The sequence below is a fragment of the Mycolicibacterium pulveris genome (assembly GCF_010725725.1).
Classification (GTDB): Bacteria; Actinomycetota; Actinomycetes; order Mycobacteriales; family Mycobacteriaceae; genus Mycobacterium; species Mycobacterium pulveris.
Window position 1 is genome coordinate 2,239,510 of the sequence record NZ_AP022599.1, and the last position, 25,354, is coordinate 2,264,863.

At 67.4% G+C, this 25,354-nt stretch carries 23 protein-coding genes and 1 pseudogene; 9 read left to right on the plus strand and 15 right to left on the minus strand.

All coding sequences use genetic code 11. From position 1 onward, the window contains the following. Positions 1-19 precede the first annotated feature (19 nt). Entirely contained in the window at positions 20-712 is a 693-nt protein-coding gene (locus G6N28_RS10770) for a GntR family transcriptional regulator (protein WP_407664951.1), read from the plus strand. A 91-nt stretch (positions 713-803) separates the two neighbouring features. Here G6N28_RS10770 and G6N28_RS10775 read toward each other — a convergent pair whose 3' ends face one another. The 3 genes from G6N28_RS10775 to G6N28_RS10785 are packed head-to-tail and all read right to left on the minus strand — an operon-like array spanning position 804 to position 3,734. Continuing rightward, positions 804-1,244, minus strand: coding sequence for an SRPBCC family protein (locus G6N28_RS10775; protein WP_163900111.1), 441 nt, complete (start codon positions 1,242-1,244; stop codon positions 804-806). Between the two features lie 19 nt (positions 1,245-1,263). Then, the gene (locus G6N28_RS10780; protein WP_163900114.1) at positions 1,264-3,060 is read right to left on the minus strand and encodes an acyl-CoA dehydrogenase; all 1,797 of its coding nucleotides are present in this window, start codon (positions 3,058-3,060) and stop codon (positions 1,264-1,266) included. A 2-nt stretch (positions 3,061-3,062) separates the two neighbouring features. Next, on the minus strand, positions 3,063-3,734 hold the full coding sequence (locus G6N28_RS10785) for a TetR/AcrR family transcriptional regulator (protein WP_179962056.1): 672 nt from the start codon (positions 3,732-3,734) through the stop codon (positions 3,063-3,065). Between the two features lie 141 nt (positions 3,735-3,875). Between G6N28_RS10785 and G6N28_RS26825 the strand changes: the two are divergent. The 4 genes and pseudogenes from G6N28_RS26825 to G6N28_RS10800 form a co-directional block, all read left to right on the plus strand. Beyond that, a pseudogene (locus G6N28_RS26825) lies at positions 3,876-3,986 on the plus strand (CAP domain-containing protein); the annotation flags it as partial. 163 nt (positions 3,987-4,149) lie between these two features. Further along, positions 4,150-5,682: a Re/Si-specific NAD(P)(+) transhydrogenase subunit alpha gene (locus G6N28_RS10790; RefSeq protein WP_163900116.1), complete on the plus strand. Its 1,533-nt coding sequence runs from the start codon at positions 4,150-4,152 to the stop codon at positions 5,680-5,682. A 3-nt stretch (positions 5,683-5,685) separates the two neighbouring features. After that, entirely contained in the window at positions 5,686-7,131 is a 1,446-nt protein-coding gene (gene pntB, locus G6N28_RS10795) for a Re/Si-specific NAD(P)(+) transhydrogenase subunit beta (protein ID WP_163900118.1), read from the plus strand. 11 nt (positions 7,132-7,142) lie between these two features. Then, complete coding sequence (locus tag G6N28_RS10800; RefSeq protein WP_163900120.1) at positions 7,143-8,282, plus strand: acyl-CoA dehydrogenase family protein; 1,140 nt, start codon at positions 7,143-7,145, stop codon at positions 8,280-8,282. Between the two features lie 49 nt (positions 8,283-8,331). Here G6N28_RS10800 and G6N28_RS10805 read toward each other — a convergent pair whose 3' ends face one another. From G6N28_RS10805 to G6N28_RS10830, 6 genes are read right to left on the minus strand one after another with little or no spacing between them, the layout of a single operon-like run. After that, entirely contained in the window at positions 8,332-9,540 is a 1,209-nt protein-coding gene (locus G6N28_RS10805; RefSeq protein ID WP_407664952.1) for a sensor histidine kinase, read from the minus strand. A 1-nt stretch (position 9,541) separates the two neighbouring features. After that, positions 9,542-10,183, minus strand: coding sequence for a response regulator (locus G6N28_RS10810; protein WP_163900122.1), 642 nt, complete (start codon positions 10,181-10,183; stop codon positions 9,542-9,544). A 44-nt stretch (positions 10,184-10,227) separates the two neighbouring features. Then, the gene (locus G6N28_RS10815) at positions 10,228-11,547 is read right to left on the minus strand and encodes a DegT/DnrJ/EryC1/StrS family aminotransferase (RefSeq protein ID WP_163900125.1); all 1,320 of its coding nucleotides are present in this window, start codon (positions 11,545-11,547) and stop codon (positions 10,228-10,230) included. 34 nt (positions 11,548-11,581) lie between these two features. Continuing rightward, on the minus strand, positions 11,582-13,054 hold the full coding sequence (locus G6N28_RS10820) for a GMC oxidoreductase (RefSeq protein WP_163900127.1): 1,473 nt from the start codon (positions 13,052-13,054) through the stop codon (positions 11,582-11,584). After that, the gene (locus G6N28_RS10825; protein ID WP_163900129.1) at positions 13,051-15,771 is read right to left on the minus strand and encodes a sugar porter family MFS transporter; all 2,721 of its coding nucleotides are present in this window, start codon (positions 15,769-15,771) and stop codon (positions 13,051-13,053) included. Before G6N28_RS10825 ends, G6N28_RS10820 begins: the two co-directional genes overlap by 4 nt. A 2-nt stretch (positions 15,772-15,773) precedes the next feature. Then, a complete protein-coding gene (locus G6N28_RS10830; RefSeq protein WP_197745780.1) occupies positions 15,774-17,822 on the minus strand; it encodes an HAD-IIB family hydrolase in 2,049 nt (682 codons plus the stop codon). Positions 17,823-18,268: 446 nt separating this feature from the next. On the opposite strand from G6N28_RS10830, the gene G6N28_RS10835 reads away from it, so the two are divergent. Beyond that, positions 18,269-18,520, plus strand: a complete 252-nt coding sequence (locus tag G6N28_RS10835; protein WP_163900133.1) for a hypothetical protein — start codon at positions 18,269-18,271, stop codon at positions 18,518-18,520. A gap of 70 nt (positions 18,521-18,590) precedes the next feature. On the opposite strand, the gene ahpD is transcribed toward G6N28_RS10835, so the two are convergent. Together ahpD and G6N28_RS10845 are read right to left on the minus strand one after the other, a co-directional pair. Next, on the minus strand, positions 18,591-19,124 hold the full coding sequence (gene ahpD, locus G6N28_RS10840; protein ID WP_163900135.1) for an alkyl hydroperoxide reductase AhpD: 534 nt from the start codon (positions 19,122-19,124) through the stop codon (positions 18,591-18,593). A gap of 3 nt (positions 19,125-19,127) precedes the next feature. Next, positions 19,128-19,715: a peroxiredoxin gene (locus tag G6N28_RS10845; protein ID WP_046753046.1), complete on the minus strand. Its 588-nt coding sequence runs from the start codon at positions 19,713-19,715 to the stop codon at positions 19,128-19,130. Positions 19,716-19,913: 198 nt separating this feature from the next. On the opposite strand from G6N28_RS10845, the gene G6N28_RS10850 reads away from it, so the two are divergent. Genes G6N28_RS10850 through G6N28_RS10860 form a run of 3 tightly spaced genes read left to right on the plus strand, consistent with a single transcriptional unit; the run spans position 19,914 to position 22,229 of the window. Then, positions 19,914-20,174, plus strand: a complete 261-nt coding sequence (locus tag G6N28_RS10850; RefSeq protein WP_163900137.1) for a hypothetical protein — start codon at positions 19,914-19,916, stop codon at positions 20,172-20,174. A gap of 22 nt (positions 20,175-20,196) precedes the next feature. After that, positions 20,197-21,432: an acyl-CoA dehydrogenase family protein gene (locus G6N28_RS10855; RefSeq protein ID WP_163900139.1), complete on the plus strand. Its 1,236-nt coding sequence runs from the start codon at positions 20,197-20,199 to the stop codon at positions 21,430-21,432. Next, positions 21,432-22,229 (plus strand): tyrosine-protein phosphatase, encoded by a 798-nt coding sequence (locus tag G6N28_RS10860; protein WP_163900141.1) that lies wholly within the window; start codon positions 21,432-21,434, stop codon positions 22,227-22,229. The genes G6N28_RS10855 and G6N28_RS10860 overlap by 1 nt, the downstream gene beginning before the upstream one ends. A 3-nt stretch (positions 22,230-22,232) precedes the next feature. Here the strand turns inward: G6N28_RS10860 and G6N28_RS10865 are convergent, their stop codons facing one another. Genes G6N28_RS10865 through G6N28_RS10880 form a run of 4 tightly spaced genes read right to left on the minus strand, consistent with a single transcriptional unit; the run spans position 22,233 to position 25,341 of the window. After that, entirely contained in the window at positions 22,233-23,393 is a 1,161-nt protein-coding gene (locus G6N28_RS10865) for an LLM class flavin-dependent oxidoreductase (protein ID WP_163900143.1), read from the minus strand. A gap of 9 nt (positions 23,394-23,402) precedes the next feature. Continuing rightward, positions 23,403-23,897 (minus strand): DUF456 domain-containing protein, encoded by a 495-nt coding sequence (locus tag G6N28_RS10870; protein WP_163900145.1) that lies wholly within the window; start codon positions 23,895-23,897, stop codon positions 23,403-23,405. Further along, complete coding sequence (locus G6N28_RS10875) at positions 23,894-24,625, minus strand: methyltransferase domain-containing protein (RefSeq protein WP_163900148.1); 732 nt, start codon at positions 24,623-24,625, stop codon at positions 23,894-23,896. The genes G6N28_RS10870 and G6N28_RS10875 overlap by 4 nt, the downstream gene beginning before the upstream one ends. Continuing rightward, positions 24,622-25,341, minus strand: a complete 720-nt coding sequence (locus tag G6N28_RS10880; protein ID WP_163900150.1) for a haloacid dehalogenase type II — start codon at positions 25,339-25,341, stop codon at positions 24,622-24,624. The genes G6N28_RS10875 and G6N28_RS10880 overlap by 4 nt, the downstream gene beginning before the upstream one ends. Between the last annotated feature and the right edge of the window lie 13 nt (positions 25,342-25,354).

The window sequence follows — 25,354 nt, forward strand, 5'->3', positions numbered from 1 at the left end:
CAGATGACCGGAGAAGACCGTGAACGCACCGGCCAGACCCCTCCCGGGACCACGTCGCGGGATGCGGCGTGAACAGCTCTCCGATGAGGTCGCCAGCCGGTTGCGCGCCGACATCATGACCGGGATCCTGCGGCCCGGCACCTACATTCGGCTCGACGAGACCGCCGCGGCGCTGGGGGTCAGCATCACCCCGGTGCGCGAAGCGCTGCGCACGCTGCGCGGCGAGGGCATGGTGCAACTCGAACCGCACCGCGGGCATGTCGTCGTCCCCCTGACCCGCACCGACGTCGAGGACATCTTCTGGCTGCAGGGCACGATCGCCAGGGAATTGGCGGCCACGGCCACCGAGCGGATCACCGACGCCGAGATCAACGAGCTCGCGGAGCTCAACGAGGCGCTGGCCGCGGCGATCGAGCGGGGTGACCCCGAAGCGATCGCGGCCGCCGAGTTCGCGTTTCACCGGGCGTTCAACCTGTCCACCGGCCGCATCAAGCTGGCCTGGTTCCTGCTGCACGTGGCGCGGTATCTGCCGGGCCGGATCTATGCCGGCGACCCGCACTGGGGGGCGGCGGCGTTGACCCGGCACCGCGAACTGATCGCCGCGTTGCGCAGGCGCGACGCGGCCGCGGTCATCGGGCTGACCGGTGCCGAGTTCACCGACGGGGCGCAGCGGCTGATCGCACGCCTCGACGAGGCCGGGTTGTGGCGCTGATGCCCGCTTGGCGCCCGCCGCTGTGGCACTAACGGGTTGATCGCATGCACCTGATGGCTGCAATCAACCCGTTAAGTCCGCCGAACGTCGGCTACTTGGCGGCCAGCTGCTCGGCGCGGGCTTTGAGGTTGCCGGCCAGGTAGTCGAGGGTGTCGCCGATCGCCTTCTTCACCATCGTGCCGGGGATCGCCAGCTTGGTCTCGACCTCGAGGTCGACGGTCAACAACGACGTCGCCCCGATCGGCACCACCGAGAACCTCTGCTCCTGCTTGCTGAAGTGGTCGCCCTGCTGCAGCACCGTGTAGATCTGGTTCTCGCCCGGGTAGTACACCGCGGTGATGAACGTGCCCGACTGGCCCTGCACGACCACGTCGAGCCGCAGCTGGCTGGGTCGGCCGTCGTTGTATCGCGCCAACACCCAGCAGCCCTTGATCTCGGCGTTCCACTTCGGATAAGACTCGAAGTCGGCGACGATCCCCATGATCGCCTCGGCGGGCGCCTCGACCTCAACGGTCTTGCTCACGAGCGGCATTCGTCGAGCATATCGACTACTAGAACCAGCCCTCCCGCATGTCGAGGGTGGTGCGGTCCAGGCTCTCCAGCAGGTCGAGTTGCGGCCCGGTCTTCGGCAGCTCGTAGCGGAAGAAGTAGCGGCCCGCGGCGCGCTTGCCGTCGTAGAAGTCGCCGTCGCGGCCGTGCGCGGCGATCAGCTGCTCCAGCCAGATCCACGCCACGACGATGTGACCGAACGCCTCGAGGTAGATCACGCTGTTGGCCATCGCCGCTTCGACGTCGCCGGAGCCGAACATCGCGGCGGTGACCGCGGCGAGCCGTTGCCAGGTGGCGTCCAGCGCGGCCGCCTGCTCGGCGAGCTCGCCGCCGTGCTCGGTTGCGGTGGCCACCGACCGGCCCACAGCCTCGCCCAGCGCCGTCAGCGCGGCGCCGCCGCGGGCAGGGACCTTGCGGCCCAACAGATCCAGGCTCTGGATGCCATGGGTGCCCTCGTGGATGGGGTTGAGCCGGTTGTCCCGGTAGTGCTGCTCGACGTCGTACTCGCGGGTGTAGCCGTAGCCGCCGTGCACCTGGATCGCCAGGTTGTTGGCCTCCACGCACCACTGCGAGGGCCAGCTCTTGCCGACCGGGGTCAGCAGGTCGAGCAACATCGCGCTGGTGTCACGCTCCTCGTCGGACTCGGCGCTGTTCGTCAGGTCGATGAGCCTGGCGCAGTACAGCTGCAGCGCCATCCCGCCTTCCACATAGGCCTTCTGCGCCAACAGCATTCGCTTGACGTCGGCATGCTCGACGATGGCGATCTGCGGCGCGGTCGGATCGCCGGCCGTCAGGGGGCGGCCCTGCGGGCGCTCCCGCGCGTACTGCAGCGACTTGAGATATCCGGTGTAGCCAAGGGCCACGGCGGCCATCCCGACGAGCAGGCGTGCCTCGTTCATCATCGTGAACATGTAGACGATGCCGCGGTGCGGTTCGCCCACCAGATAGCCCACCGCGCCGGGCTTTCCGCCGGGGGTGAACTTGCCCTCACCGAAGTTGAGCAGCGTGTTGGTGATGCCCCGCTGGCCCATCTTGTGGTTGAGCCCGGCCAGCACCACGTCGTTGCGCTCGCCGACGGAGCCGTCGGCGTCGACGAGGAACTTGGGCACGATGAACAGCGAGATCCCTTTGGTGCCGGGCGGGCCGCCGGGAATCTTGGCCAGCACCAGATGCACGATGTTGTCGGTGAATTCGTGATCGCCGCCGGAGATCCACATCTTGGATCCGAACAGCCGGTAGGTGCCGTCGTCCTGCGGTTCCGCCCGGGTGAGAATGTCGGCCAGCGAGGACCCGGCCTGCGGCTCCGAGAGCGCCATCGTGCCCGAGAACCGGCCTGCCAGCATGGGTTTGAAGAAGTTGTCGAGCTGCTCGGCGGTGCCGAACCGGCTCAGCAGGTTGGCGTTGGCGATGGTGAGCATGAGGTAGCCGGTGGTGGCGATGTTGGCGGCGGCGAACCACGCGAAGCACGCCTCGGCCACGGTGAAGGGCAGCTGCGCGCCGCCGAGCTCGTTGTCCATCGACATCCCGAGCAGATCGGCGTCGGCGAACGCGTCCCAGGCCTGCTTGACCTCGTCGATGACGGTGACCTTCTCGCCGTCGAAGCTGGGCTCGTCGGCGTCGCTCTTCTTGTTGTGGTTCGCGAAGTACCTGGCGGCCAACTGCTCGCACAGCTCCAGCGCGCCCTTCAGCGTCTCGCGGGAGTGCTCGGCGAACCGCGCACGCTCGGTGAGTTCGTCCACGCGCAGCCATTCGAACAACAGGAAGTCGAGGTCGCGGCGGGACAACAGGTTCGAGTTCATGGTCAGACCTGCCCGGCGTTCTCGGTGCTCGGTAACTCGATCCCCAAGGGGGACTCCACGCGCACGGTCTCGTCGCGGATCAGGCCGCGCAGCAGCGCCGTGCTGAATTCGACGGCGATCTCCTGGGCGGTGCGTCGGCCCTGCGGCCGCAGCCAGCGGTACGCCCCGAGCGTCATCCCGATGTAGCCGAGTGCCAGCACATGCGAGTCGCAGTCGTAGAACTCGCCGCTTGCGATGCCGCGGTCGATCACGTCGCGGATGTGTTCATACACCTGCGCCTCGGCCTGCCGGATGTAGGCCACCTGGTCCTCGGTGAACCACTCGGTGATGTAGGGCCCCTCCTGGAAGTACACCGCGGCGCGTTCGATGTTGCCGGCGATGCCGACCAGCAGCCGGTGGGTGAAGTGATAGATCGTCTCGCGCGCCGATGCCGTCGGGTCGTCGTGCACGGCGTCGACGGTGAAGTCGGCGGCGCCCTTGTAGATGTCGTAGAGGATCAGTGACTTGCTGGCGTAGTAGTGATACACCGTCGCCTTGTTGAGCCCGACCGCGTCGGCGATGTCGTCCATCCGGGTGCCGTGGTAACCGCGGGCGGCGAACAGCTTGGTGGCGACGGCCAGCAGTTCTTCGCGGCGGGACTTCCCGTTGCCGCTATCGGCGGACGTAATGGACATGGCGACTCACTATATGCAGGCCCGGAAGGCGTTCGGGGCGTCAATCAACTGGTTGGCTAGTTTATGCGGCCAGGGCTATCGCCGACGCAGATGACGGGTCTAGACTTTGGCCACAGCCGGCCGTACTCGAGAGGTGATGACGTGGATCCGAACCCGGACTATGACGCGAGCGACGAGCTGGAGTACGGAATCAACTGGTTCGCCTGGATTCTCCGCGGCGTCTACCCACCCCCGGCCTACCCCCCGGTCTAGTACGCCGTAAGTACGCCCAAAGGGACAAACGGGCGGGAAAGTGCGACTAGATCGCGCCGAAACGTCGATCTCGGCGCCGGAGTGAGTGCGCACTCGGCTGGGGCGAACCGGCAGCGCTGGAGGGGTGCGTAGGTCGCCCAGAGATAGATGGCACACTTTCCGGATGATCATCGGGATACCGCGCGAATCGCATGACGGTGAGACGCGCGTCGCCGCGACGCCGCATACCGTCGGACAGCTCCTCAAGCTGGGCTATTCCGTCGTCGTCGAGTCCGGTGCCGGTGCTGCCTCCAGCTTCGCCGATGCCGCCTACATCGACGCCGGCGCCGAGATCGGTGACCACGAAGAGGCCCTGCGAGCCGACGTCGTCCTCAAGGTCAACGCACCCACGGACGCCGAAATCGCGGCCTTGAAGGACGGCGCGACGCTGGTCAGCCTGATCTCTCCGGCACTGCAGCCGGACCTGCTGGAGAAGCTGTCCGCACGCCGCATCACGGTGCTGGCGATGGACGCCGTGCCCCGCATTTCGCGGGCGCAGTCGCTGGACGTGTTGTCGTCGATGGCGAACATCGCGGGATACCGCGCGGTCGTCGAGGCGGCGCACAGCTTCGGACGGTTCTTCACCGGACAGGTGACCGCGGCGGGCAAAGTACCGCCGGCCAAGGTGCTCATCGTCGGCGCGGGCGTGGCCGGGTTGGCCGCCATCGGCGCGGCAGGCAGCCTCGGCGCGGTCGTGAAGGCCACCGACCCGCGACCCGAGGTCGCCGACCAGGTCCGCTCGCTGGGCGGGGAGTACGTGTCGATCGAATCGGCGGAGGCCGAAATCTCGGCGACCGGTTACGCCAAGGAGATGGGCGATGACTACAAGGCCCGCGAGGCCGCGCTCTACGCCGAGTTGGTACCCGACATCGACATCCTCATCACCACCGCGCTGATCCCCGGTAAGCCCGCGCCCCGCATCATCACCGCCGACATGGTGGCCGCGATGAAGCCGGGCAGCGTGATCGTCGACATGGCCGCGGCCAACGGCGGCAACGTCGAGGGCACGGTCAAGGACCAGGCCGTCGTCACCGACAACAACGTGACGATCATCGGCTACACCGACTTGGCCGGCCGGCTGCCCGCCACCGCCTCCCAGCTGTACGGCACCAACCTGGTCAACCTGCTCAAGCTGCTCACGCCGGAGAAGGACGGGCAGGTGGCCCTGGACTGGGACGACGTCGTCCAACGCTCGATGACCGTGGTGCGCGACGGCGAGGTCACCTGGCCGCCCCCACCGGTGCAGGTGTCGGCGGCGCCTGCGGCGGCCCCCGCCGCGGCGGTCGAGGCCGCACCGGCCAAGGAGCCGATGTCGAACGCTCGCCGGCTCGGCCTGACGTTCGCGGCGGCCGCGGCGGTCTTCGCGCTGATCGCCCTGTCCCCGGCGGCGCTGCAGGTGCACCTGACCGTCTTCGCGCTGGCGATCGTGATCGGCTACTACGTGATCGGCAACGTGCACCACGCCCTGCACACGCCGCTGATGTCGGTGACCAACGCCATCTCCGGCATCATCGTCGTCGGCGCGCTGTTGCAGATCGGCCACGGCGATGTCGTGATCACCACGCTGGCCTTCGTCGCGATCCTGATCGCCAGCATCAACATCTTCGGCGGTTTCGCGGTGACCCGCCGCATGCTGTCCATGTTCACGAGGAGCTAGCCCATGTTCGATCTCGAGACCACCGCCACCGCGGCCTACGTCGTCGCGGCGCTGCTCTTCGTGCTCTCTTTGGCCGGGCTGTCCAAGCACGAGACGTCCCGCGCCGGAATCAGTTTCGGCATCGTCGGCATGGCGATCGCGCTGATCGCGACCATCGCGCTGGCCGTGAACCAGCAGATCGAACCGCTGGGCCTGGGTCTGCTGGTGGTGGCCATGGCCATCGGCGCGGTGATCGGGTTGTGGCGCGCGCGGGTCGTCGAGATGACCGGCATGCCCGAGTTGATCGCGTTGCTGCACTCGTTCGTCGGTCTGGCCGCCGTGCTGGTCGGCTGGAACGGCTACCTGCACGTCGAGGGCGACCCTGCCGGGGCCGAAGCCGTCCAGTTGGCTCGGGAGGGAATGCTCGGCATCCACTCCGCCGAGGTCGTCATCGGCGTGTTCATCGGCGCCGTCACATTCACCGGTTCGATCGTGGCCAACCTGAAACTGTCGGCCCGGATGAAGTCCGCCCCACTGATGCTGCCCGGCAAGAACGTCCTCAACGTCGGCGCGCTCGTGGTGTTCGTCGCGCTCACCGTCTGGTTCGTCATCGACCCGCAGCTGTGGGTGCTCGCGGTGGTCACCGTGCTGGCGCTGCTGCTGGGCTGGCACCTGGTCGCCTCGATCGGCGGCGGCGACATGCCGGTGGTGGTGTCGATGCTCAACAGCTATTCGGGATGGGCCGCGGCCGCCGCCGGCTTCCTGCTGGGCAACGACCTGCTCATCGTCACCGGCGCGCTGGTCGGCTCTTCGGGTGCCTACCTGTCCTACATCATGTGCAAGGCGATGAACCGGTCGTTCATCTCCGTCATCGCGGGTGGCTTCGGGATCGAGGCCGGACCTGCCGACGACACCGACTACGGCGAGCACCGCGAGATCACCGCCGAGGGCGCCGCCGAACTGCTGGCCTCGGCCGACTCGGTGATCATCACGCCCGGCTACGGGATGGCCGTGGCCCAAGCCCAGTACGGGGTGGCAGACCTGACCCGCCGGCTGCGTGACCGCGGCGTCGACGTCCGCTTCGGCATCCACCCGGTGGCGGGACGCCTGCCCGGGCACATGAACGTGCTGCTGGCCGAGGCCAAGGTGCCTTACGACATCGTGCTCGAGATGGATGAGATCAACGACGACTTCGACGGCACCTCAGTGGTTTTGGTGATCGGCGCCAACGACACCGTCAACCCGGCCGCGTCCGAGGACCCGGGCAGCCCGATCGCGGGCATGCCGGTGCTGAAGGTGTGGCAGGCCGACAACGTCGTCGTTTTCAAGCGGTCCATGGCGTCGGGCTACGCCGGCGTGCAGAACCCGCTGTTCTTCCGGGAGAACACCCAGATGCTGTTCGGCGACGCCAGGGACCGAGTCGACGCCATCAACGCCGCGCTCTCCGAAGCGGTCCACGCCGGTCACTAGGGTCGGTAGCCATGCCGGTCGACAGACTGTTACCCACCGAAGAAGCGCACGACCTGATCGCGCTGACCCGCGACATCGCCGACAAGGTGCTCGACCCGATCGTCGACGAGCACGAGAAGGCGGAGACCTACCCCGAAGGGGTGTTCGCCCAACTGGGCGAGGCCGGGTTGCTGAGCCTGCCGCAGCCCGAGGAGTGGGGCGGCGGCGGCCAGCCCTACGAGGTCTACCTGCAGGTGCTCGAGGAGATCGCGGCGCGGTGGGCGGCGGTGGCGGTCGCGGTGAGCGTGCACAGCCTCTCGTCGCATCCGTTGTTGGTGTTCGGTACCGAGGAGCAGAAGCAGCGGTGGCTGCCGCAGATGTTGTCGGGGGAGCAGATCGGCGCCTACAGCCTCTCGGAGCCCCAGGCCGGGTCGGACGCCGCGGCGTTGCGGTGCGCGGCCACCAGGACCGACGGCGGATACATCCTCAACGGGGCCAAATCGTGGATCACCCACGGTGGGCGGGCCGACTTCTACACGCTGTTCGCCCGCACCGGCGACGGCTCGCGCGGGATCTCATGTTTTCTGGTGCCCGGTGACCTGCCGGGGCTGAGCTTCGGCAAGCCCGAGGAGAAGATGGGCCTGCACGCGGTCCCGACGACGTCGGCGTTCTACGACAACGCCCGCATCGACGACGACCGTCTCATCGGTGACGAAGGCCAGGGCCTGCAGATCGCGTTCTCGGCACTGGATTCCGGGCGGCTGGGCATCGCCGCCGTCGCGACGGGGTTGGCGCAGGCCGCCCTCGACGAAGCCGTGAAGTACGCGAACGAGCGAACCACGTTCGGCCGCAAGATCATCGACCACCAGGGCCTGGGGTTCCTGCTTGCCGACATGGCTGCCGCAGTGGCCAGCGCCCGCGCCACCTACCTGGATGCCGCGCGGCGTCGCGATCTCAACCAGCCCTACTCCCAGCAGGCCAGCGTCGCGAAGCTGGTCGCCACCGACGCCGCGATGAAGGTGACCACCGACGCGGTGCAAGTGTTCGGCGGCGTCGGCTACACGCGCGACTTCCGGGTGGAGCGCTACATGCGCGAGGCCAAGATCACCCAGATCTTCGAGGGCACCAACCAGATTCAGCGTCTGGTCATCGCGCGCGGGCTCACCTCCTAGCGCGCGAACAGACGCCAATACCCCCAAACCCGGCTCGAAAAGGGGGTGTTCACGTCTGCTCGCCGGAAGAGAGGGTCGGCTCCGGCGGCGAGGTGGCCGTCACTCGCGTTCCGCCACCCGGCGACGAGGTGATCCGCATCGACCCGCCCATCGCGTCGAAGCGGGCCAGCAGCGAGCCGATGCCGATATGCCCGTCGGCCACGTACTTCTCCACGACGTCGGGATCGAACCCCTTGCCGTCGTCGGCAACGGTCAGCACGATCCGGTCGCCTCGACGCGACAGCCCGACCCGCACCGTCTTCGCGCCGGCGTGCTTGTGCACGTTGGCCAGCAGTTCGCGGGCGGCCCGGTACAACAGCTGCTCGGACTCCGGCTTGCCGACATCCTCGAGATCGGCCTGCACGGTGTAAGGGCCGCGAGTCTCGAACTGCCGCACCAGTTCTCGCACCGCCGGCGTCAACCCCAGCTGGGCCAGCACCTGCGGATGCAGCTGGGTCACGGTGAGGCGCAACTCCGTCGCCGTCTGCTGCAGCGCGGCGTGCACCGAGTCCAGCGCCGCGTCGTCGAGGCGTTCCCTGGCCACGTCGAGATCCAGCCGCGCCGCCAGCAGCGTCTGCAGCGGCCCGTCGTGCAGATGCTCGGCGACTTCGCGGTTGTGCCGCTCGTCGGCGTGCATCGCTTCCGAGATCAGTTGGCGGCGCGTCTCCTGCAACTTGTTGACCCGCGCCTGCCTACGCACCAGCACCAGACACAGCCCGGCGGCGGCGACCGCGGACCAGAGCAGGAACCCGACGTGGAGGTAGACGATTTCGGGCAGGCCGACGGTGTCGTCGCGCTTGGAGTAGACGATCCACGCGGCCAGATATCCCAGCGCCGTGCTGGTCCCCAACACCGCGGTCAGCATCGGGCGGTCCTGGAACGCCACGACGATCGGCAGCACGAAGAACACCGGCAACAACGCCGCCGTGGCGCCGCCGGACACCAGGCACAACACCACGACCACCAGAACGTCCACCGCCGTCGACGACCACCCCGCCCAGCGCGGTACCGGCCCGCTCAGCACCACCCCCAGCCACACCAGCGCGGCGCCTGCGTAGATCCCGAGCACCACCAGGTAGACACCGGGCAGCCAGTGGTCGACTTCCCAGAGCCACACCAGCAGTGCGATCAGCCCGATCAGCGGCAGGCGCAGCACGGCGGTGACACGGACCGGCTCCGCCGTGAAGAAGTCCGCGCCGCGGTCCAGCAGCCGTCGCACGTCAGTCCAACAACTTGCGTCGCATCGCCTCCGCCACAGCGGCGGCCCGGTCGTTCACGCCGAGCTTGTCGTAGAGCCGCTGCACGTGGGTCTTCACCGTCGACGGCGCCAAGAACAGCTCCTTGGCCATGGCGGGAATGCTGCTGCCGGCGGCGATGAGCCTGAGCACATCGCGTTCGCGGGGGCTCAGCACCGGGCCGTCGTTGTCGGCGCGCCTGCGGATCTCGCCTGCCAGCCCGGCGGCCAGGCTGGGCGCCACCACGTCGCGCCCGTTGGCGCAGTCGAGGACGGCCTGCACCAGCTCCGACCGCGTGGACTCCTTGGGCAAGAAGCCGGCCGCCCCGTTCTGCAGCGCCTGGTAGACGATCGCCGACTCGTCGTGTGCCGACACCAGCAGCACCCGGGTGGGCAGCTGGTCGCGTAGCACCGCGGCGGCGACCTCGGCGCCGTCCATATTCGGCATCCGGTAGTCCAACAGGGCGACTTGCGGCTGGTGCGCGCGGATGGCCGCGAGTGCCATCGCGCCGTCGTCGGCTTCGGCCACGACTTCGATCGAGCCACTTGATACGAGCGCGCGGACGACGCCGTCGCGAAACATCGGGTGGTCATCGCCCACCACCACGCGCACCTTCTCGCTCGTCATGACGCAAAGAATTCGCACGCCGAGGCACGTTTGCTCGGCAAATCTCACAACAGTTCTCGCGCCACTTTCCGGAACGCCGCGACAATGTCGTCGATGTCGGCTTCGGCGTAGGTCGAACCGATCGAGAGCAGCGCACCGCGCGACCGCAGGTCGTCGCAGCCCGGCAGCGCGCCGGCGGCGTACTCGTAGTCAGCGGCAAAAGCGTTGGCCGGATGAGTCCACGGTGCGCCGTCGCGGCTGTTGGACCGCTTGTGAACCAGGCTGGGGATGTTGCAATACCAGTGCAGGCCCCACTCCTGCATCGTCACGACGGCAAGGCTTCCTGACGGCCCTGAGATCCCCTCGGCCCGAAGGGCATCGATGAAGCGCCGACACGTCGGCTCGTCGGGAAGAGTGAAGATCAGGACGAGCCCAGAGTCACCCGACGGGTCGATGATGTCGCGGAACTCAAGGCCGTCGGTCCCTTCCAAGGCGCGGCGGATACGCCATTTCGCGTCCCGCATCGACGACACGATGTCGGGGATCTTGCGCAGCTGCGCCAACCCCAGCGCACCCGCCAGCTCCGACATCCGCGCTCCGATGCCCCACAGTTGACAGCTCTCATCGGACGTGTCGATTCGGCCGTCGTCGTCTCGGGCGTAGCCGAGATCGTGCATGGCGACCGCACGCCGGAACAGATCGTCACGCTGTGTGACGACGACACCCCCCTCCCCCGACGTGATGGTCTTGTTGAGTTGCATGCTGAAAATGCCGATGTCGCCGAACGTTCCAACGGCTCGGCCATATTGGCTGGCTCCGGCGGCCTGAGCGCAATCCTCGATCAACGCCACACCGCGGGACCGACAAATCCCGGAGATCCTGGTCAGATCGCCTGGTGCGCCGCTGATGTGCACGCACAGCACCGCTCGGGTCCGCGGGCCGATCTTGCGTTCCAGATCGTCCGGGTTTATGCAGAAGGTTTCGTCTATGTCGACAAGACGCGGAATCGCCCCGGCGCGGACCACCGCCGAAATGCAGCTGACCCACAACAGCCCCGGCACCAAGACTTCATCGCCGGGGCCGACACCGAGCGCGCCCATCACGATGGACAACGCGGCGGTGCCCGAAGAGACGCCGAGTGCATGTCGGTGACCGAACTTCTCGCACCATTCCCGTTCGAAGGTGTCGACCATGTGCTGCAGGTCTGGACCGTAGAAGCGAAACGGGCTCTGTGCCTTGACTACTCGATTGATCAGCTCAAGCTCTTCGGTACCGATGCGGTTTCCGCCGGGAAACTCCCACGGCAGCGGCCGCGACCGTACTGGTGGGCCGCCGTCGATCGCGAGGGCGCTCGCCTCGTCATGGGCGGTGGTGGTCGATGTCATGTGCTCTCCGTTGTGCGCATACCGCTGTCTGGGTTCAGCATTGGTGCCCGAGTGACTCGGCCACCCCGTCCGCATGACGCAAAGACCATGCGGTGATCGTCAAGTAGGGGTTCGCCGAGCCCTGCGAGGGAAACGGGCTTGCGTCGGCCGCGGAGAGGTTTTCGACGCGCCAGAACCGGCCGCGGCAATCCGTGACACCGGATTCGGCATCCTCACCCATCCGGAGACCGCCGATTTCGTGCAGGGCACCGCCGGGCGGATTGACCTGGGTCCTGCCCGGTGTCGCCCCGAGCGCGATCGCGGCCTGCCCCAAGGCGTGTTCCATGGCGGCCAACCGCTTTTCGTCCTGTTCGCTGCGCGTGTACAGGACCCGGCAGTTCAGGATGCCGCCGTACCGGGAGTCGCCGCGGTCGGTGAGTACCACGCGGTTGTCTTTCTCGACAGTCCCGACACCGAAAGCCGCCAGCATCATGTGGGTACCTGCGGGGCTGCAGTTCACCCACATCGTCGAATTGCTCTGGTGATACCAGGTGCCCTCGAAGGGGCCCTGGATCTGTAGGTGAAACGCCCGCTCACGGGTGGCGTCGACCATCACGTTCATGTTGGCGTCCGTGCGGGCCGCGGGTAACTCCGCGGTGCTCTGCACGAACAGGTGGTCGTTGAGATACCGGCCGACCAGTGGGCTCACCGCGTCAAGGCCGGAGGTCAGCGCAAGCCGTGCCGATTGCACCGCCCCACCTGCGAGGACCACGTGGCGTGGCCGCAGCGTCAGGTGCTCGCCGCTGCGTCGATCGAGCACCTCGACCCCGTCGATGCGCTCGCCATCGAACGACATCCGCACCGCAATTGTCTGAGCGGCCAGCGAAACCGGTGCGCCGGAGGCGAAGTCGCCCAGATGCGGGCTGGTCAACAGGCGCGCCGCGGCGCTGTCGAACCCGGCACCCGGGCGACGGTCCGAACCGGTGTCGATCCCCACGGGTGTCGGACGTGCGGGCAATCCGGCCGCGGTCAGCTGCTCGATCGCGGTGCGCTGCCCGGCGGATTGATAAAACGGCGGTCGACGCTCATTGCCGCTCACCTTCATCAGCGATTCGGCCCGGTCGTAATAGTGCGACATGTCCGCGGCGTCGATCGGCCAGTCGTCGAAGTCCCACGGCTTGTAGCGCGGCGCCGTACCGGTCCAGAACAGGGTGCGCCCACCGACCACAAGCCAGGCAGGGATCGGCTCCGCGTGCCCCCCGGCGCTGACCCAGGTCGTCGGGACGGTCGTCGAGTCGCTGAGCTTGGTCGCCAGGCCGGTGCTGTCGGCCAGCGACGCGTTGCCGATGTGCGAGATCAGCTTCAGGGGGCCGGCCTCCAGAATCACCACCCGTAATCCACGCTCTGCCAAGCCAAGAGCCGTCGTCACGCCGGAGGTTCCGCTGCCGATGACCAGACAGTCGATCGCGTCGGAGTCACGCGCGATATCCGCGATGCGACTTTCGAACACCGTGTCGAGGCCGTTCACGACATCGGCACCTCGACGGGTGTGACCGCGCTGCGCCGGCTCTCCCAATACGCGCCGATCTCTTCCAAGCTGCGGCCCTTGGTTTCGGGAAGCGCACGCATGAGATACAGCGCACCGACGATGCTGATCGCCGCATACGCGACCAGTGTCACGGTGAGACCTGGGAAGTCAAGCAGCAGCGGGAACGTCAGCGTGAAGACGATCGCGAAAACGCTTCGCATGCCGTGCGACAGGCTGGCCGCCGGCCCGCGGATCGCCTGCGGGTAGAGCTCGGAGATCACGATTTCACCCACCACACCGAGCGTCAGCGCGAAAGCACCCACGAACACCGCCAGGCTCGCGACCTGGCCCCACTGCGCAACGCCGGACGTGAACGTGGTCAGCCCCGCCATGACAAGCAGGCATGCGGCCATCACGAACAAGCCGACGACGACCATCGGTTTACGCCCGACCCGGTCGATGATGGTGAGGGAGATGACGGTCATGACGAGGAACACGACACCCAGGCCGAGTGTCGCCGCGAAAGACACCGTGGTGTCGTTGAGCCCGATCTCCTTGAGAATCGTCGGCGCATAGAACAGCACCATGTCCCAACCGGAGAACACGATCAGGAACATCACGGCCAGCCCCACCAGGATGGCCGGCCGATAGGTCGGCTGCCACAGGCGCACACGACCGCCGGGCGCGGATTTGCTTTCCGCGTCCCGGACGCGTTTCAGATCGGTGATGGCCGCCAACTCGGCATCGGCGGCCGGACCATACAGCCGCACAAGCGAGCGTCGCGCGGCGCTGAGTTGCCCGGCGGCCGCCAGCCAGCGCGGCGACTCGGGCAACGTCAGCAGCGCCACCCCATAGATGGCGCTGGGCACCGCAAGAAATCCGAACATGGTGCGCCACCCCGCGGGCTGATCCTCCAGCCCCAAGCCGACGCAGTAGGCCAGGATGGCGCCGAGCCCGTAGGCCACGGCTTCGAAAGACAGCAACCGGCCGCGGATCGCCGCCGGCGCCACTTCGGCCACGTAGAGTCCGGCGGTCGGCGAGGTGATGCCGATCGCGATACCCGCGGCGGTCCGGGCGATCACCAACCACCCGAACGACGGGGCGAGCGCCGCGCCGAACGCGCTGGTGACAAACAGTGCCGCCATGGACATCAGCACGTAACGGCGACCGAACCGGTCTGACAGCGGCCCAGCCAGAAACGAGCCCGCCGCCAGGCCGGCCACCAACACACTGGCCAAGATTCCCTGCTGAAGAGGCCCGAGGCGCCAATCCTCTTCGATGAGCACCAGCGTGACGGCGGTGATCGCGAAGCTGTAGCCGGTGAGCAGTCCACCCATGGTGGCCACCCCGGTCGCCATGTAGTGGACGAGGCGGCTGTCGGTGATCCGTGCGGCCCGCTCGGTGAAGTGGCGGTCGATCGCCACAAGTGAGAGTCCGTTGGTCTCCGGCATGGCCCGGCGGAAGACCAGCCAGCCCAGCAGCGCCACGCCGGAGAAGAGCACCAGCAGCAGCGGCCCACCGAACTCCCTGCGCAACAGCAGGCCGGCGGGCGAGGCCAGGCTGTCGAACAGCCAATGTGAGCCGACGACGATGCTCATCGCCAGGCCCCGCACCCGCAGGGGCACCATCTCGGCCGCCGCGACCCAGGGAATCGGGCCAAGCCCGACGCCGAAGGAGGCCACGAACAGGTACAGGCCCGCGGCAGAGACGACGTAGGCGTGGGTGAAGCTCGCGTTGAGGCCCGCTCCGACCGCCATCGTGGCCAGCCCTACCGCCACTCCGGTGAGGCTGAGGAGCAGCAGGGGGCGGCGGCCGACGCGATCGATCAGCGCGACGGCGACGAGCGCCGCGAGCACTCCGAGCGCCGCCAGCGACAGGCCCGCCCAGTCCTGCCCGCCGAAGTGCAGCGATTCGTACAGCACGGCCAGACTCGACGTCGAGTAGTAGATCATCGCGTTGATGCCGACGAACTGCTGAACGAAGAACAGCCCGATCGCGAGGAGCACAGCACCGCGACCCGCGAGCGAGAACACCTCGGCCAGGTCGTCGCCGCGATCTTCGCGCGGCGTGCGGGCGATCGCTTCGACCTCCTCGGTGGAACTGTCCGCATCTATCCGCTTGAGCACCGCTACGGCCGACTGCCGATCTTCCTTCAGCGCCAACCACACTGGCGATTCGACCAGGACCAACGCCAGCCCGCTCAGCAGCAGCGCCGGAATCACACCGCCGGCCAGAAGGTATCGCCAGCCATCGGGCCGGTCGGCGAACACCTCGTTGCCGACGTAGGCCGCGAGGATGCCGATCGTGATCATCAGCTGAAACACGCACAGCAGGGAACCTCGGCGGCGTGCCGGTGCGATCTCGGCGATATACAGGGGTGCCGCAACGGAAATCGCTCCCACCCCGAGGCCGACGACCAGCCGGCCGGCCAGCAGAACCAGGCTGGACGGCGCGATCGCGCTGACGAAAGCACCCAGCGTGAACAAGGCCGTCGTCGCCATGATCACGTCGCGCCGTCCGACCACGTCGGCGATCCGGCCGCCGGCCAGCGCACCCACCAACGCGCCGAGGAGCGTCGCGGTGCTCAGCAGCAGCTGGCCGTCGGACGTCCCCGTCCACGAGAACTCGGCATTCTGCAACGCGCCGGCCGCCACCCCGGTTTCATAGCCGAACAGCAGACCGCCGAGTGAGGCGATGCCGACCAGGACGTTGCGCACCCCTACACCGCCGGCGTAACGGCACGGTTCTTGAAATGCTCGACGCCCTCGATGATTCCGGCCGCATACCCGGTGGAGGCGAAGTAGGCGTGCGCCAACTCGGGCAAGTTCGCCATGTCGTCGGTGAAGTTCTGCACGACGATGGCTTGCGGCAATGTGCGCAGCATCTCCGTGTCGTTGGCCGAGTCGCCCGAGACGAACACCTGGTCCTCGCTCAAGCCGTACCGGCGGCGTACGTGGATCACCGCCGCACCTTTGGAGGCGCGGACGGGCAGGATGTCCAGATAGCGGCCGTGGCTGTGGGTGACTGTGCACTGCAGCCCTTCGGCTGCGAACTTCTCTTGCAGCCGCCGACGGAGGCCCTTGTCGCCGTCGGTCAGGTAGCTGACCTTGAACCTACGTTGCTCGAGCTCCGCCTGAGGGTGAACCCCCGGCTCGGTGCCCAGGATTTCGTTCACGGCATCGGGATCCCAGTTGACGTCGATGATCTTCGCCCACTCGTCGTCACCGACGTAGGTGGTGGAATCGCCTGTCAAGTAGTAGATTTCGGCGCCGACCGATGTGATCATCACCTCGGGGCGCGGCGAGCCTTCTTGCTCGAGCACCATCATCGCGCTGTGGAAACTCCGGCCGGAGGCTATACCGAAACCGACGCCGTTCTGACGCGCCAGCCAGCGGCAGAACTGAGCGTGCGCGGCCTCGTCGCCGACCAGGGTGTTGTCGATATCGGTGATGAGCAGTTGCGCCGGTCTCGCCGGCTCCGTGCTCGGTGTCGAGAGAATGGACCGCATGAGGCCGTGGTAGCGCTTGGCGTGGGCCTTCCAGTCGTAGGCTTTCACCGCAGCCGCCCCGGAGGCGGCGTACTTGTGCCACAGCGCAGGGCTTCTCAGGATGTCCAATGCGGCGTCGGCGATCGACCGGGGCACCGTGGCATCGACCAGCACGCCGTTACCGCAGACTTCGACGATGTCGTTCGGGCCGCCCGAGTCGGTCGCGATGACGGGTATGCCGACCGCGGCCGCCTCCAACAGCGTCAGTCCGAACGGTTCGTTGAACGCCGGGTTGACGAAGATGCCGCGACGTTCCCGGGCATAGGCGTAGAGTCCCGGAAGGTCTTCGGGCCGGTGGCCCTTGGGGTAGGCCACCTTGCCGTACAGGTCGTAGCGGTCGATCGTCTTGAGAATCCTGGTCAGGTTGTCGGCAAGCTCGGGCTCGAGATCGTCGATGTCCGTGCGGCTGCCCGCGATGAGTACCAGGTTCGCCCGGTTCTGCAGTTCGGGGCTTTCGCCGAATGCCTCGACCATCGCGATCAGATTCTTCTTCGTCACCGGGCGCGCGATCGCAAGGATCGGCGGCTTGTCGGGATCGTCGAGAAAGCGGTTGATCATGCGGTCCACCGCTATCGATGACCGAGCGCTGGTGAACATGGTCAGATCGCTGCCGGGCGGGACCACACGGATCTTGCCCGGCGCGTAGCTGTCATAGCCCGCGTATTGAATTTCGGCTTCGTCGCGAGAGCTCGCGATCACCAAGGCCGCATCGGCCAGTGCGCGTTCCTCAGCCGCCAAGCGGTGCTCGAGGCTTTCGGCGGCATCGGTCATCGCTTCACCGCTGCTTCGTGTGAACGCGTCGAGTTTCACCCGGCCGAGGGAGTGTGAGGTGAAGACGAACGGAATGCCAAGGCGCTCACGCACAATGGCGGCCACCACGCCGGCATCCGCATAGTGTGCGTGCAGGATGTCCGGACGTTTTGGCTGGTTCTCGATCCATTCGATCACCGCGTCGGCGAACGACGGAACCTCGCGCCAGAGTTCCTCTTTGGGAAGATAGCCGGGCTGCGCGGTGGGGAACCGAACGATTTCGATCTTGGGGGTGACGGTCTCGCGGGTCTGCCAGTATTCGTCGCCGAGGAATCCGCGAAATGCGCGGGTGGCGATGGTGATTCGCTCGACCGTCGGGTCCTGTTCTGACGCCCCGACCAGTCCCATGAGGTATCGGATGTGGCCACCGGTGTCGGCGGTCACGCCGTACTCGACGTTGCGGCCGCGCAACGCCCCTTGTAACGCCAGGTGGAGAACGAACGACGGACGGGCGGACTCAGCTGAGGCCGCTACCCGCCCGACAGACCGCCGGGACCGCGAGGCGCTGACGCGATATGGGTGAGGTTGCCCGAACAAGATCAATCCCCCTGGACGGGAATGTACCCCAGCCGTTCGGCGCGCGAGATGATTCCCACGGAATATTTACTTTTACGTCAATACAGCCCCTGACCACCGCCTAGGGGATTGTCCTCGGCCCGGATGACCAGTCCGATCCGCCGTCTCGATTCGCTCCGGGCTTGGCCGCCGGTTCCACCGATTGGGGGACAACCGGTTCATCCGATGTATCCCCCGGCCGCCCGACATACAACGCGTTCGCCGTGCAGCACTCTTGAGTCATCGCCGGGAACGACCGGCGGACAGACCGAAAAGCAACACGAACACAGGAGATTTCGAAAATGAACACCAACACCACTCGCCGCTTCGCCCGCTACTTCGCGCTGCCGGTCATCTCGGCGGGGATCATCGCCGGGGCGCTCGGCTTCGCCGGTGCCGCCAGCGCGGGGACCTACTCCCAGGATCACACCCCGCGGCCGGGCATCGTCGCCACGCCGACGCACACCGCGCATCCGGCCCCGGAGGCCCTCCCGGGCTCGCATCACCACCGCACCGAGCACATCATGAACCTGCAGCCCGGCTACCACCCCTGAGCCGAACGACAAAAGCGGGGCACCACTGAGGTGCCCCGCTTTCGTCGTCTTGTGCGGTGTCCTGTGCGATCTAGACGGCGGTCAGCACGTCGGCCGTCTGCAGCGCCTGTGCGACGCCGGAGACGATCGACGCCAGCCGGATCGCCTCGAAGATCACGCTGCGCGAGACGTCCGCGTCGCGCAGCGTCTTCTCGTGCGCGGCCACGCAGTGCCCGCAGCCGTTGATCGCCGAGACCGCCAGCGACCACAGCTCGAAGTCCTCCTTGGCGACCCCGGGGTTGCCGATGATGTTCATCCGCAGACCCGCGCGCAGGTCGTCGTAGGCGCCGTCGAGCTGCCCCTTGGTGCGGTAGAACACGTTGTTCATCCCCATGATGGCCGCGGCGCCGAGTGCCGCGTTGTAGGCCTCTTCGCTGAGGATGTCCAGCGCGTCCTCGGCGACCTCACGAATCAGCCGCTCGGACTTGGTCGCCGCGGCCGTCGCCACCAGCGCACCCCACAGCTGTTGTTCGGACAGCTCGGTGGTCCGCACGATGCTGCCGAGGTTGAGCTTGAGGTCCTTGGCGTACTCGGGAAGCGCTTCCCGGATGTTCTCGATGCTCACGAATCACACCGCCTCGGCCAGCAGCTCGGCCGGCTTGATGGTCGGGTCGCCCTTCTTCCAGTTGCAGGCGCACAGCTCGTCGGACTGCAGCGCGTCGAGCACGCGCAGCACCTCGTCGACGTTGCGGCCCACCGAGCCAGCGGTCACCGACACGAACTGGATCTCGTTGTTGGGGTCGACGATGAACGTGGCCCGGTCAGCGACGCCGTCCGCGTTGAGCACACCGGTGGCCAGGCTCAGCTCGCGGTTGAGGTCCGATGCCATCGGGAACGGCAGCTTCTTGAGGTCCTCGTGCTGGGCACGCCACTGGAAGTGCACGAACTCGTTGTCCACCGACACGCCGATCACCTTGGCGTCGCGGTCCTCGAACTCGTCGTTGAGCTTGCCGAACGCCGCGATCTCCGTCGGGCACACGAAGGTGAAGTCCTTCGGCCAGAAGAAGATGATCCGCCACTTGCCTTCGTGATCGTCGCTGGTCACGCGGGTGAAGTAGTCGTCGGGCTGCTTGGCATCTACCTGGGAGAGATCACCACCGATAACCGCCGCCATGTCGTAACGGGGGAACTGGTCACCGATCGTCAGCAATGCCATGGGTTTACACACCATCCTTGGTCTAGTTTGGAGTCAGTCCAGATTACCTATTCGATTCTGTTGGCTTCTCCGACCAAAGACAAGGGCTACGAACGTGATTGTGGCCACACTCACACCTGAAATAGGTTCGGTTTCAGCCGATTTCGGTGTGATTGCCGACGACGGCGGCTTCGCCCGGCTGTTGCTACCGTCGAAAGGGTGGCCAACATCTCCGAAAACGACCCCATCGACGACGTCGCACCCGGCGACATCGTGCTCGTTGCCCGCACCGATGCCGAGCCCGCCCCGTACCAGGTGGTCCACAAGGACGCCACCACCGACGGCGCCGTCGTCGTCACCTATCAGGCCGGCGACGGCACGACGTTCCAGGTGGAATATGCCGCCGGTGCCCGGGTCACCCGTTCGCTGGAGGCGAAATGGGAATCCGAACAGAGCCCGACGGCGCACAAGCCTGATTAGCGGGTGTCATATCGTGGCGGGCATGGACTTCGCGATGTCGGCCAAGGCGCAGGACTACCACAACCGCCTGACCGCTTTCATGATCGAGCATGTCTTTCCCGCCGAGGCGGAATACCACCGCTATCGCGAAGAAGCCGGCCCCAACGACCACACCGTTCCGCCCGTGGTCGAGGAACTCAAGGCGCTGGCCAAAGAGCAGGGGTTGTGGAACCTGTTCTTGCCGCCGGTCTCGGGGCTGACCAACCTCGAGTACGCGCCGCTGGCCGAGCTGACGGGGTGGAGCATGGAGATCGCCCCGGAGGTGACCAACTGCGCCGCGCCCGACACCGGCAACATGGAGACCCTGCATCTGTTCGCCAACGAACAGCAGCGCACGCAGTGGCTCGAGCCCCTGCTCGCCGGTGAGATCCGCAGCGCCTTCGCGATGACCGAACCCGCCGTGGCGTCCTCGGACGCCCGCAACATCGAGACCACCATGCTGCCCGACGGGGACGACTACGTCATCAACGGCCGCAAGTGGTGGATCACCGGCGCCGCCGACCCGCGCTGCAAGATCATGATCGTGATGGGCCGCACCAACCCCGACGCGGCCAGCCATCAACAGCAGTCGATGATCCTGGTGCCCACCGACACCCCTGGCGTCGACATCCGCCGCTCGCTGCCGGTGTTCGGTTGGCAGGACCAGCACGGGCACTGCGAGATCGTCTTCGACAACGTGCGGGTGCCCGCGGCGAACCTGCTGCACGAAGAGGGCAGCGGGTTCGCGATCGCGCAAGCCCGCCTCGGCCCCGGCCGCATCCACCACTGCATGCGCGCCCTCGGCGCCGCCGAGCGGGCGTTGGCACTGATGGTCGACCGGGCCAAGAAGCGGGTGGCCTTCGGTAAACCGCTCGCCGAACAGGGAGTGGTGCGCGAGTCGATCGCCAAGTCGCGCAACGAGATCGATCAGGCCCGGCTGCTGTGCCACAAGGCCGCGTGGACCATCGACCAGCACGGCAACAAGAGCAAGGACGCCCAGGTGCAGGTGGCCCAGATCAAGGCGGTCGCTCCTCAGGTGGCGTGCGACGTGATCGACCGCGCCATCCAGGTGCACGGCGGCGCCGGGGTCAGCGACGACGTGCCGCTCGCCAGGATGTACGGCTGGCATCGGGCGATGCGGCTGTTCGACGGCCCCGACGAGGTGCACATGCGCACCATCGCCCGCGCCGAAATCGGCAGGGAGCAGAGCGCGTTCGCATCGGCGGCGGTGACGTCGTAGTGGCCGTCGAGATCGGGGAACTGTCCGGGGCGTGGAACTTTCGTGACGTCGCGACGACGGCCGGTGTGCGTCCCGGCCGCCTGTTCCGGTCCAGTGAGCTGAGCAGGCTCTCCGAGGAGGGCCGACGCCGGCTGGTCGAGCTCGGCATCTCCGATGTGGCGGATCTGCGTTCCCCTCGGGAGGTCGAGCGTCGGGGGCCCGGCGCGGTGCCGCCGGGGATCGCGGTGCATCTGCTGCCGTTTCCCGATGTCTCGGCGGTCGACGGAGAGGCACCACACGAGGCCACCTTCCAGAAGATGATGAGCGAGAAGCCCGACGACGAAGACGTCGCGGTGGCCGCCCGGCGGTTCATGACCGAGGAGTACCGTCGGTTCCCGACGCTTGGTGGGGCGCGACGCGCTGTGCGACAGGTGATTACGTTGCTCACCGACGGCCGTCCGGTGATCACGCACTGTTTCGCGGGTAAGGACCGCACGGGGTTCACCGTCGCCACCGTGTTGGAAGCGGTCGGCGTCGAGCGTGACGCGGTGCTCACCGACTTTCTGCGCAGCAACGAAGCGGTGCCGCTGCTGCGGGAGCGCATCCTGGAGTCGGTGCGCGAGCGTTCGGAGACGCCCGAAGTCGTCACCTTCGCCGAGGCCCGGCTGACCGACGAAGTGCTCGGGGTACGCGAGGACTACCTGGGTTCCGCCTGGCAGACGATCGAGCGGGAGTTCGGCACGCTGCGCGCCTATCTCGAGGCCGCGGGCGTCACCGACGAGGACCTCACCAAGGTGCGCGCCACCCTGCTGGACTAGCGGCTAGCCGCCCTTTTCCGCCTCGTACTTCTTGGTCATGTGCTCGATCGCGCTCATCTGCGTGGCCGCCAGGTTCTCCCGCACGTCGCTGGCGCGGGCGGCGGCCTCCAGCGTCGGCTGAGCCTGACCCTGGAAGTGCGGAATCACCTCGGCGGCAAAGAGTTCGGCAGAGCGTCGGGTGGCGGCGGGGTTGGCCCACTCGTGGCCCATCTGCAGCAGGCAGCCGAACCCGCCGGACTGGTCCCACAGCCGCTGCACCTGCGCGCGCGCCCGCTCGGGAGTGCCGATGACGCCTGCGCCTGCTTCGTTGATGATGTCGATCATCTCGTCGATGTGATCGCCCGGCATGGTCATCTGCGGGAACGCCGCGACCTTCTGGAAGTAGTGGAACCACGGCTCGATCCCGAACCGGACGTCGGCGCGGGCCTGCTCGTCCGTCTCGGCGATGTGGAACGGGCCCACCAGCGACCAGTTCCTGCGGTCCACCGTCGTGCCGAAGGTCGCCGCACGCTCCTCGGCGATGCCCCAGTGGTAGGCCAGCGCGTCGAAGCCCTCCACGACCAGGGTGGCGCCGATCGACAGCAGGCCGATGCCGTGCTTGCCGGCCAACCGGGCGCCCGTCGGTGACGCCACGGCGGCGACCGCCAACGGGATGCCGTCCTCGGCGTAGGGCGCCAGCTGCAGCCGCGCGTCGTGCAGTTCGTGGGTGGCGGTCTTGGTGGTGACGGTCTCGCCCTTTAGCAACCGCACGACGATGTCGAGGTTGGTCTCCAGCAGCTCGCGGGTATCGGTGGGCGTCAGCCCGATCATCGCGGCGTCGGTGGGCAGCGAGCCCGGTCCCATGCCGCCGATGATGCGGCCGTGGGTGAGGTGATCCAGCAGCATCAGCCGGTCCGCCACCCACAGCGGGTTGTGGTAGGCCAGCGAGATGACGCCGGTGCCGAACCGGATCCGCTTGGCCCGCTGGGCGGCCGCCGCGATGAACACCTCCGGCGAGCTGATGATCTCGCTTCCCGCCGAGTGGTGTTCACCGATCGACGCCTCGTCGTAGCCGAGCGCGTCGAGGTGCTCGACGAACTCGAGGTCGCGCTGCAACGCCAGGGTGGGGTTGGTGCCGGGGCGGTGAAACGGTGCGATGAAGTATCCGAAACGGAGCTTGGCCATTCCTGCAAGCTAATGCGTCACATATACCCCGATGACCCAAACGGCGGTCGCCAGCACCGCGCCGGCCAGCTCCACCCCGACCGAAAGCGCGACGCCTTTGACCGCCTCCTTGGTCGACGTCCACGCCAGCCGTTGATCGCGGCGGTCGGCGAGCTCGGCCAGGTACACGCCGAGCACGAAACCGAGCACCAGACCCAGCACCGGGATGACGAAGAACCCGATGATGCCGAACACCGCGCCGACGACCAGGATCCGGGTCCGCACCTCGGCGGCCCGCATCCGTTTGACGGGCCACAGGTACTTGACCGCCATGGCGGCCGCCAACAGCGCGCTGGCCGCGGCGAACGTCACCCACGCGGTGACGGGGTATTCGCGGCCCTCGATGACGGCCCATACCAGGATCGCGCCGAACACCAGCAGCGTTCCGGGCAGCACCGGCACCACGATGCCGACCAGCCCCACCGCGATCACCAGTGCGACCAAGATGATCCCGCCGGCGCTCACGGTCGTCGCCCGCGCACCCACTGGATGTTGCCGAAGGTCTTGGTTCGAACTCGCTCGAACCCGACCTGTTCGAACAGGTCGCCGAGCTCATCCTCGCCGAAGAAGTGCGCGCCGCTGCTCGGCAGCAGCCGCAGTGGCGGCGGCATCGTGCCGACGGTCGGCACCATCACCGCGATACGGCGGCCGGCCCGCAACACCCGGAGCATCTCGGCGACCGCGGCCGCAGGCTCGGGTACCAGCTGCAGCACGGCCAGTGACGTCACCGCGTCGACGGTCTCGTCGCGAAACGGCAGCCGTTGGGCGTCGCCGCGCAAGAAGGCCACGTTGGGACCGGCGTGGGCGCGGACCGCTCGGGCCAGCATGGGTTCGGAGATGTCGACGCCGATCGCCAGCCCGTCCGGTCCGGCCGCGCTGCCGAGCGCCGCTGTCACATTGCCGGGGCCGCTTCCGATGTCGAGCGCGACACCGCCCTGCGGGATGGCGAGCCAGTCGATCGGCGTTCGCCAGGCACCGAGAAACCGGCGGGCGAAGGCCTGCGCGTTGTCGTATAGCAGCGACCCGATGCCCGACGCCCACACGGCCTGGATGAACCCGGTGTTCCGCGGCGGTGCCGCGCTCGACTGGCCGCTGAGCAGGTCGAGGTAGCCCCTGCTGACGTCGGGATCCGACGGCGGTTCGATGAACAGGTCGATCGCCCGGCTCAGGGCGGGCGGCAGCGTGGTGGTCACGAACCCACGCTACGCCCGCCCAGCTTGTCGGCGAGGTCCAGGAAATCGGTTGCGGTGAGGTCGAACTCGTCGCCGTCGACCCGATGCGGTAAGCGGCGCGGACCACGCTCAAGCGGACGCGGCACGTACGCGGTCAACAGGCCCGCGCTGCGTGCCGCCCGCAGGTCGGCCGGATGGGCGGCCACCAGCATCAGCTCCGCCGGCGCCACGTCGAGCAGCTCGGCGCAGCCGAGATAGGCCTCGGGGTCGGGCTTGTAATGCCGGAACAGCTCCGCGGAGATGACGCAGTCCCACGGCAGCCCGGCACGCTTGGCCATGTTGGTCAGCAGCGAGACGTTGCCGTTGGACAACGTGGTGATCAGGTACTGCTGCTTGAGCCGTTCCAGCCCGGCGATGGAGTCGGGCCACGGGTCGAGGCGATGCCATGCGCGGTTGAGGTGGTCGACCTCGTCATCACCGACCGAATCCAGGCCGACCGCCTCGAGCAGTTCGACGAGGATCATCCGGTGCAGGTCGTCGATCGTCATCCACGGCAGCTCGCCGCGACGCACCTGGTCCATCGCCGGGACATAGCCGGCTCGCCAGCTGTCGGCGACGGCCGCCCAGTCGCGGTGCGCGTCGTGACGGCGGCCGAACGCCTTGAGTTCGGCGATGACTGACGACCGCCAGTCGACGACCGTGCCGAAGACGTCGAAGGCAAGTGCCCGCGGACGCATCACCCGATGCTCT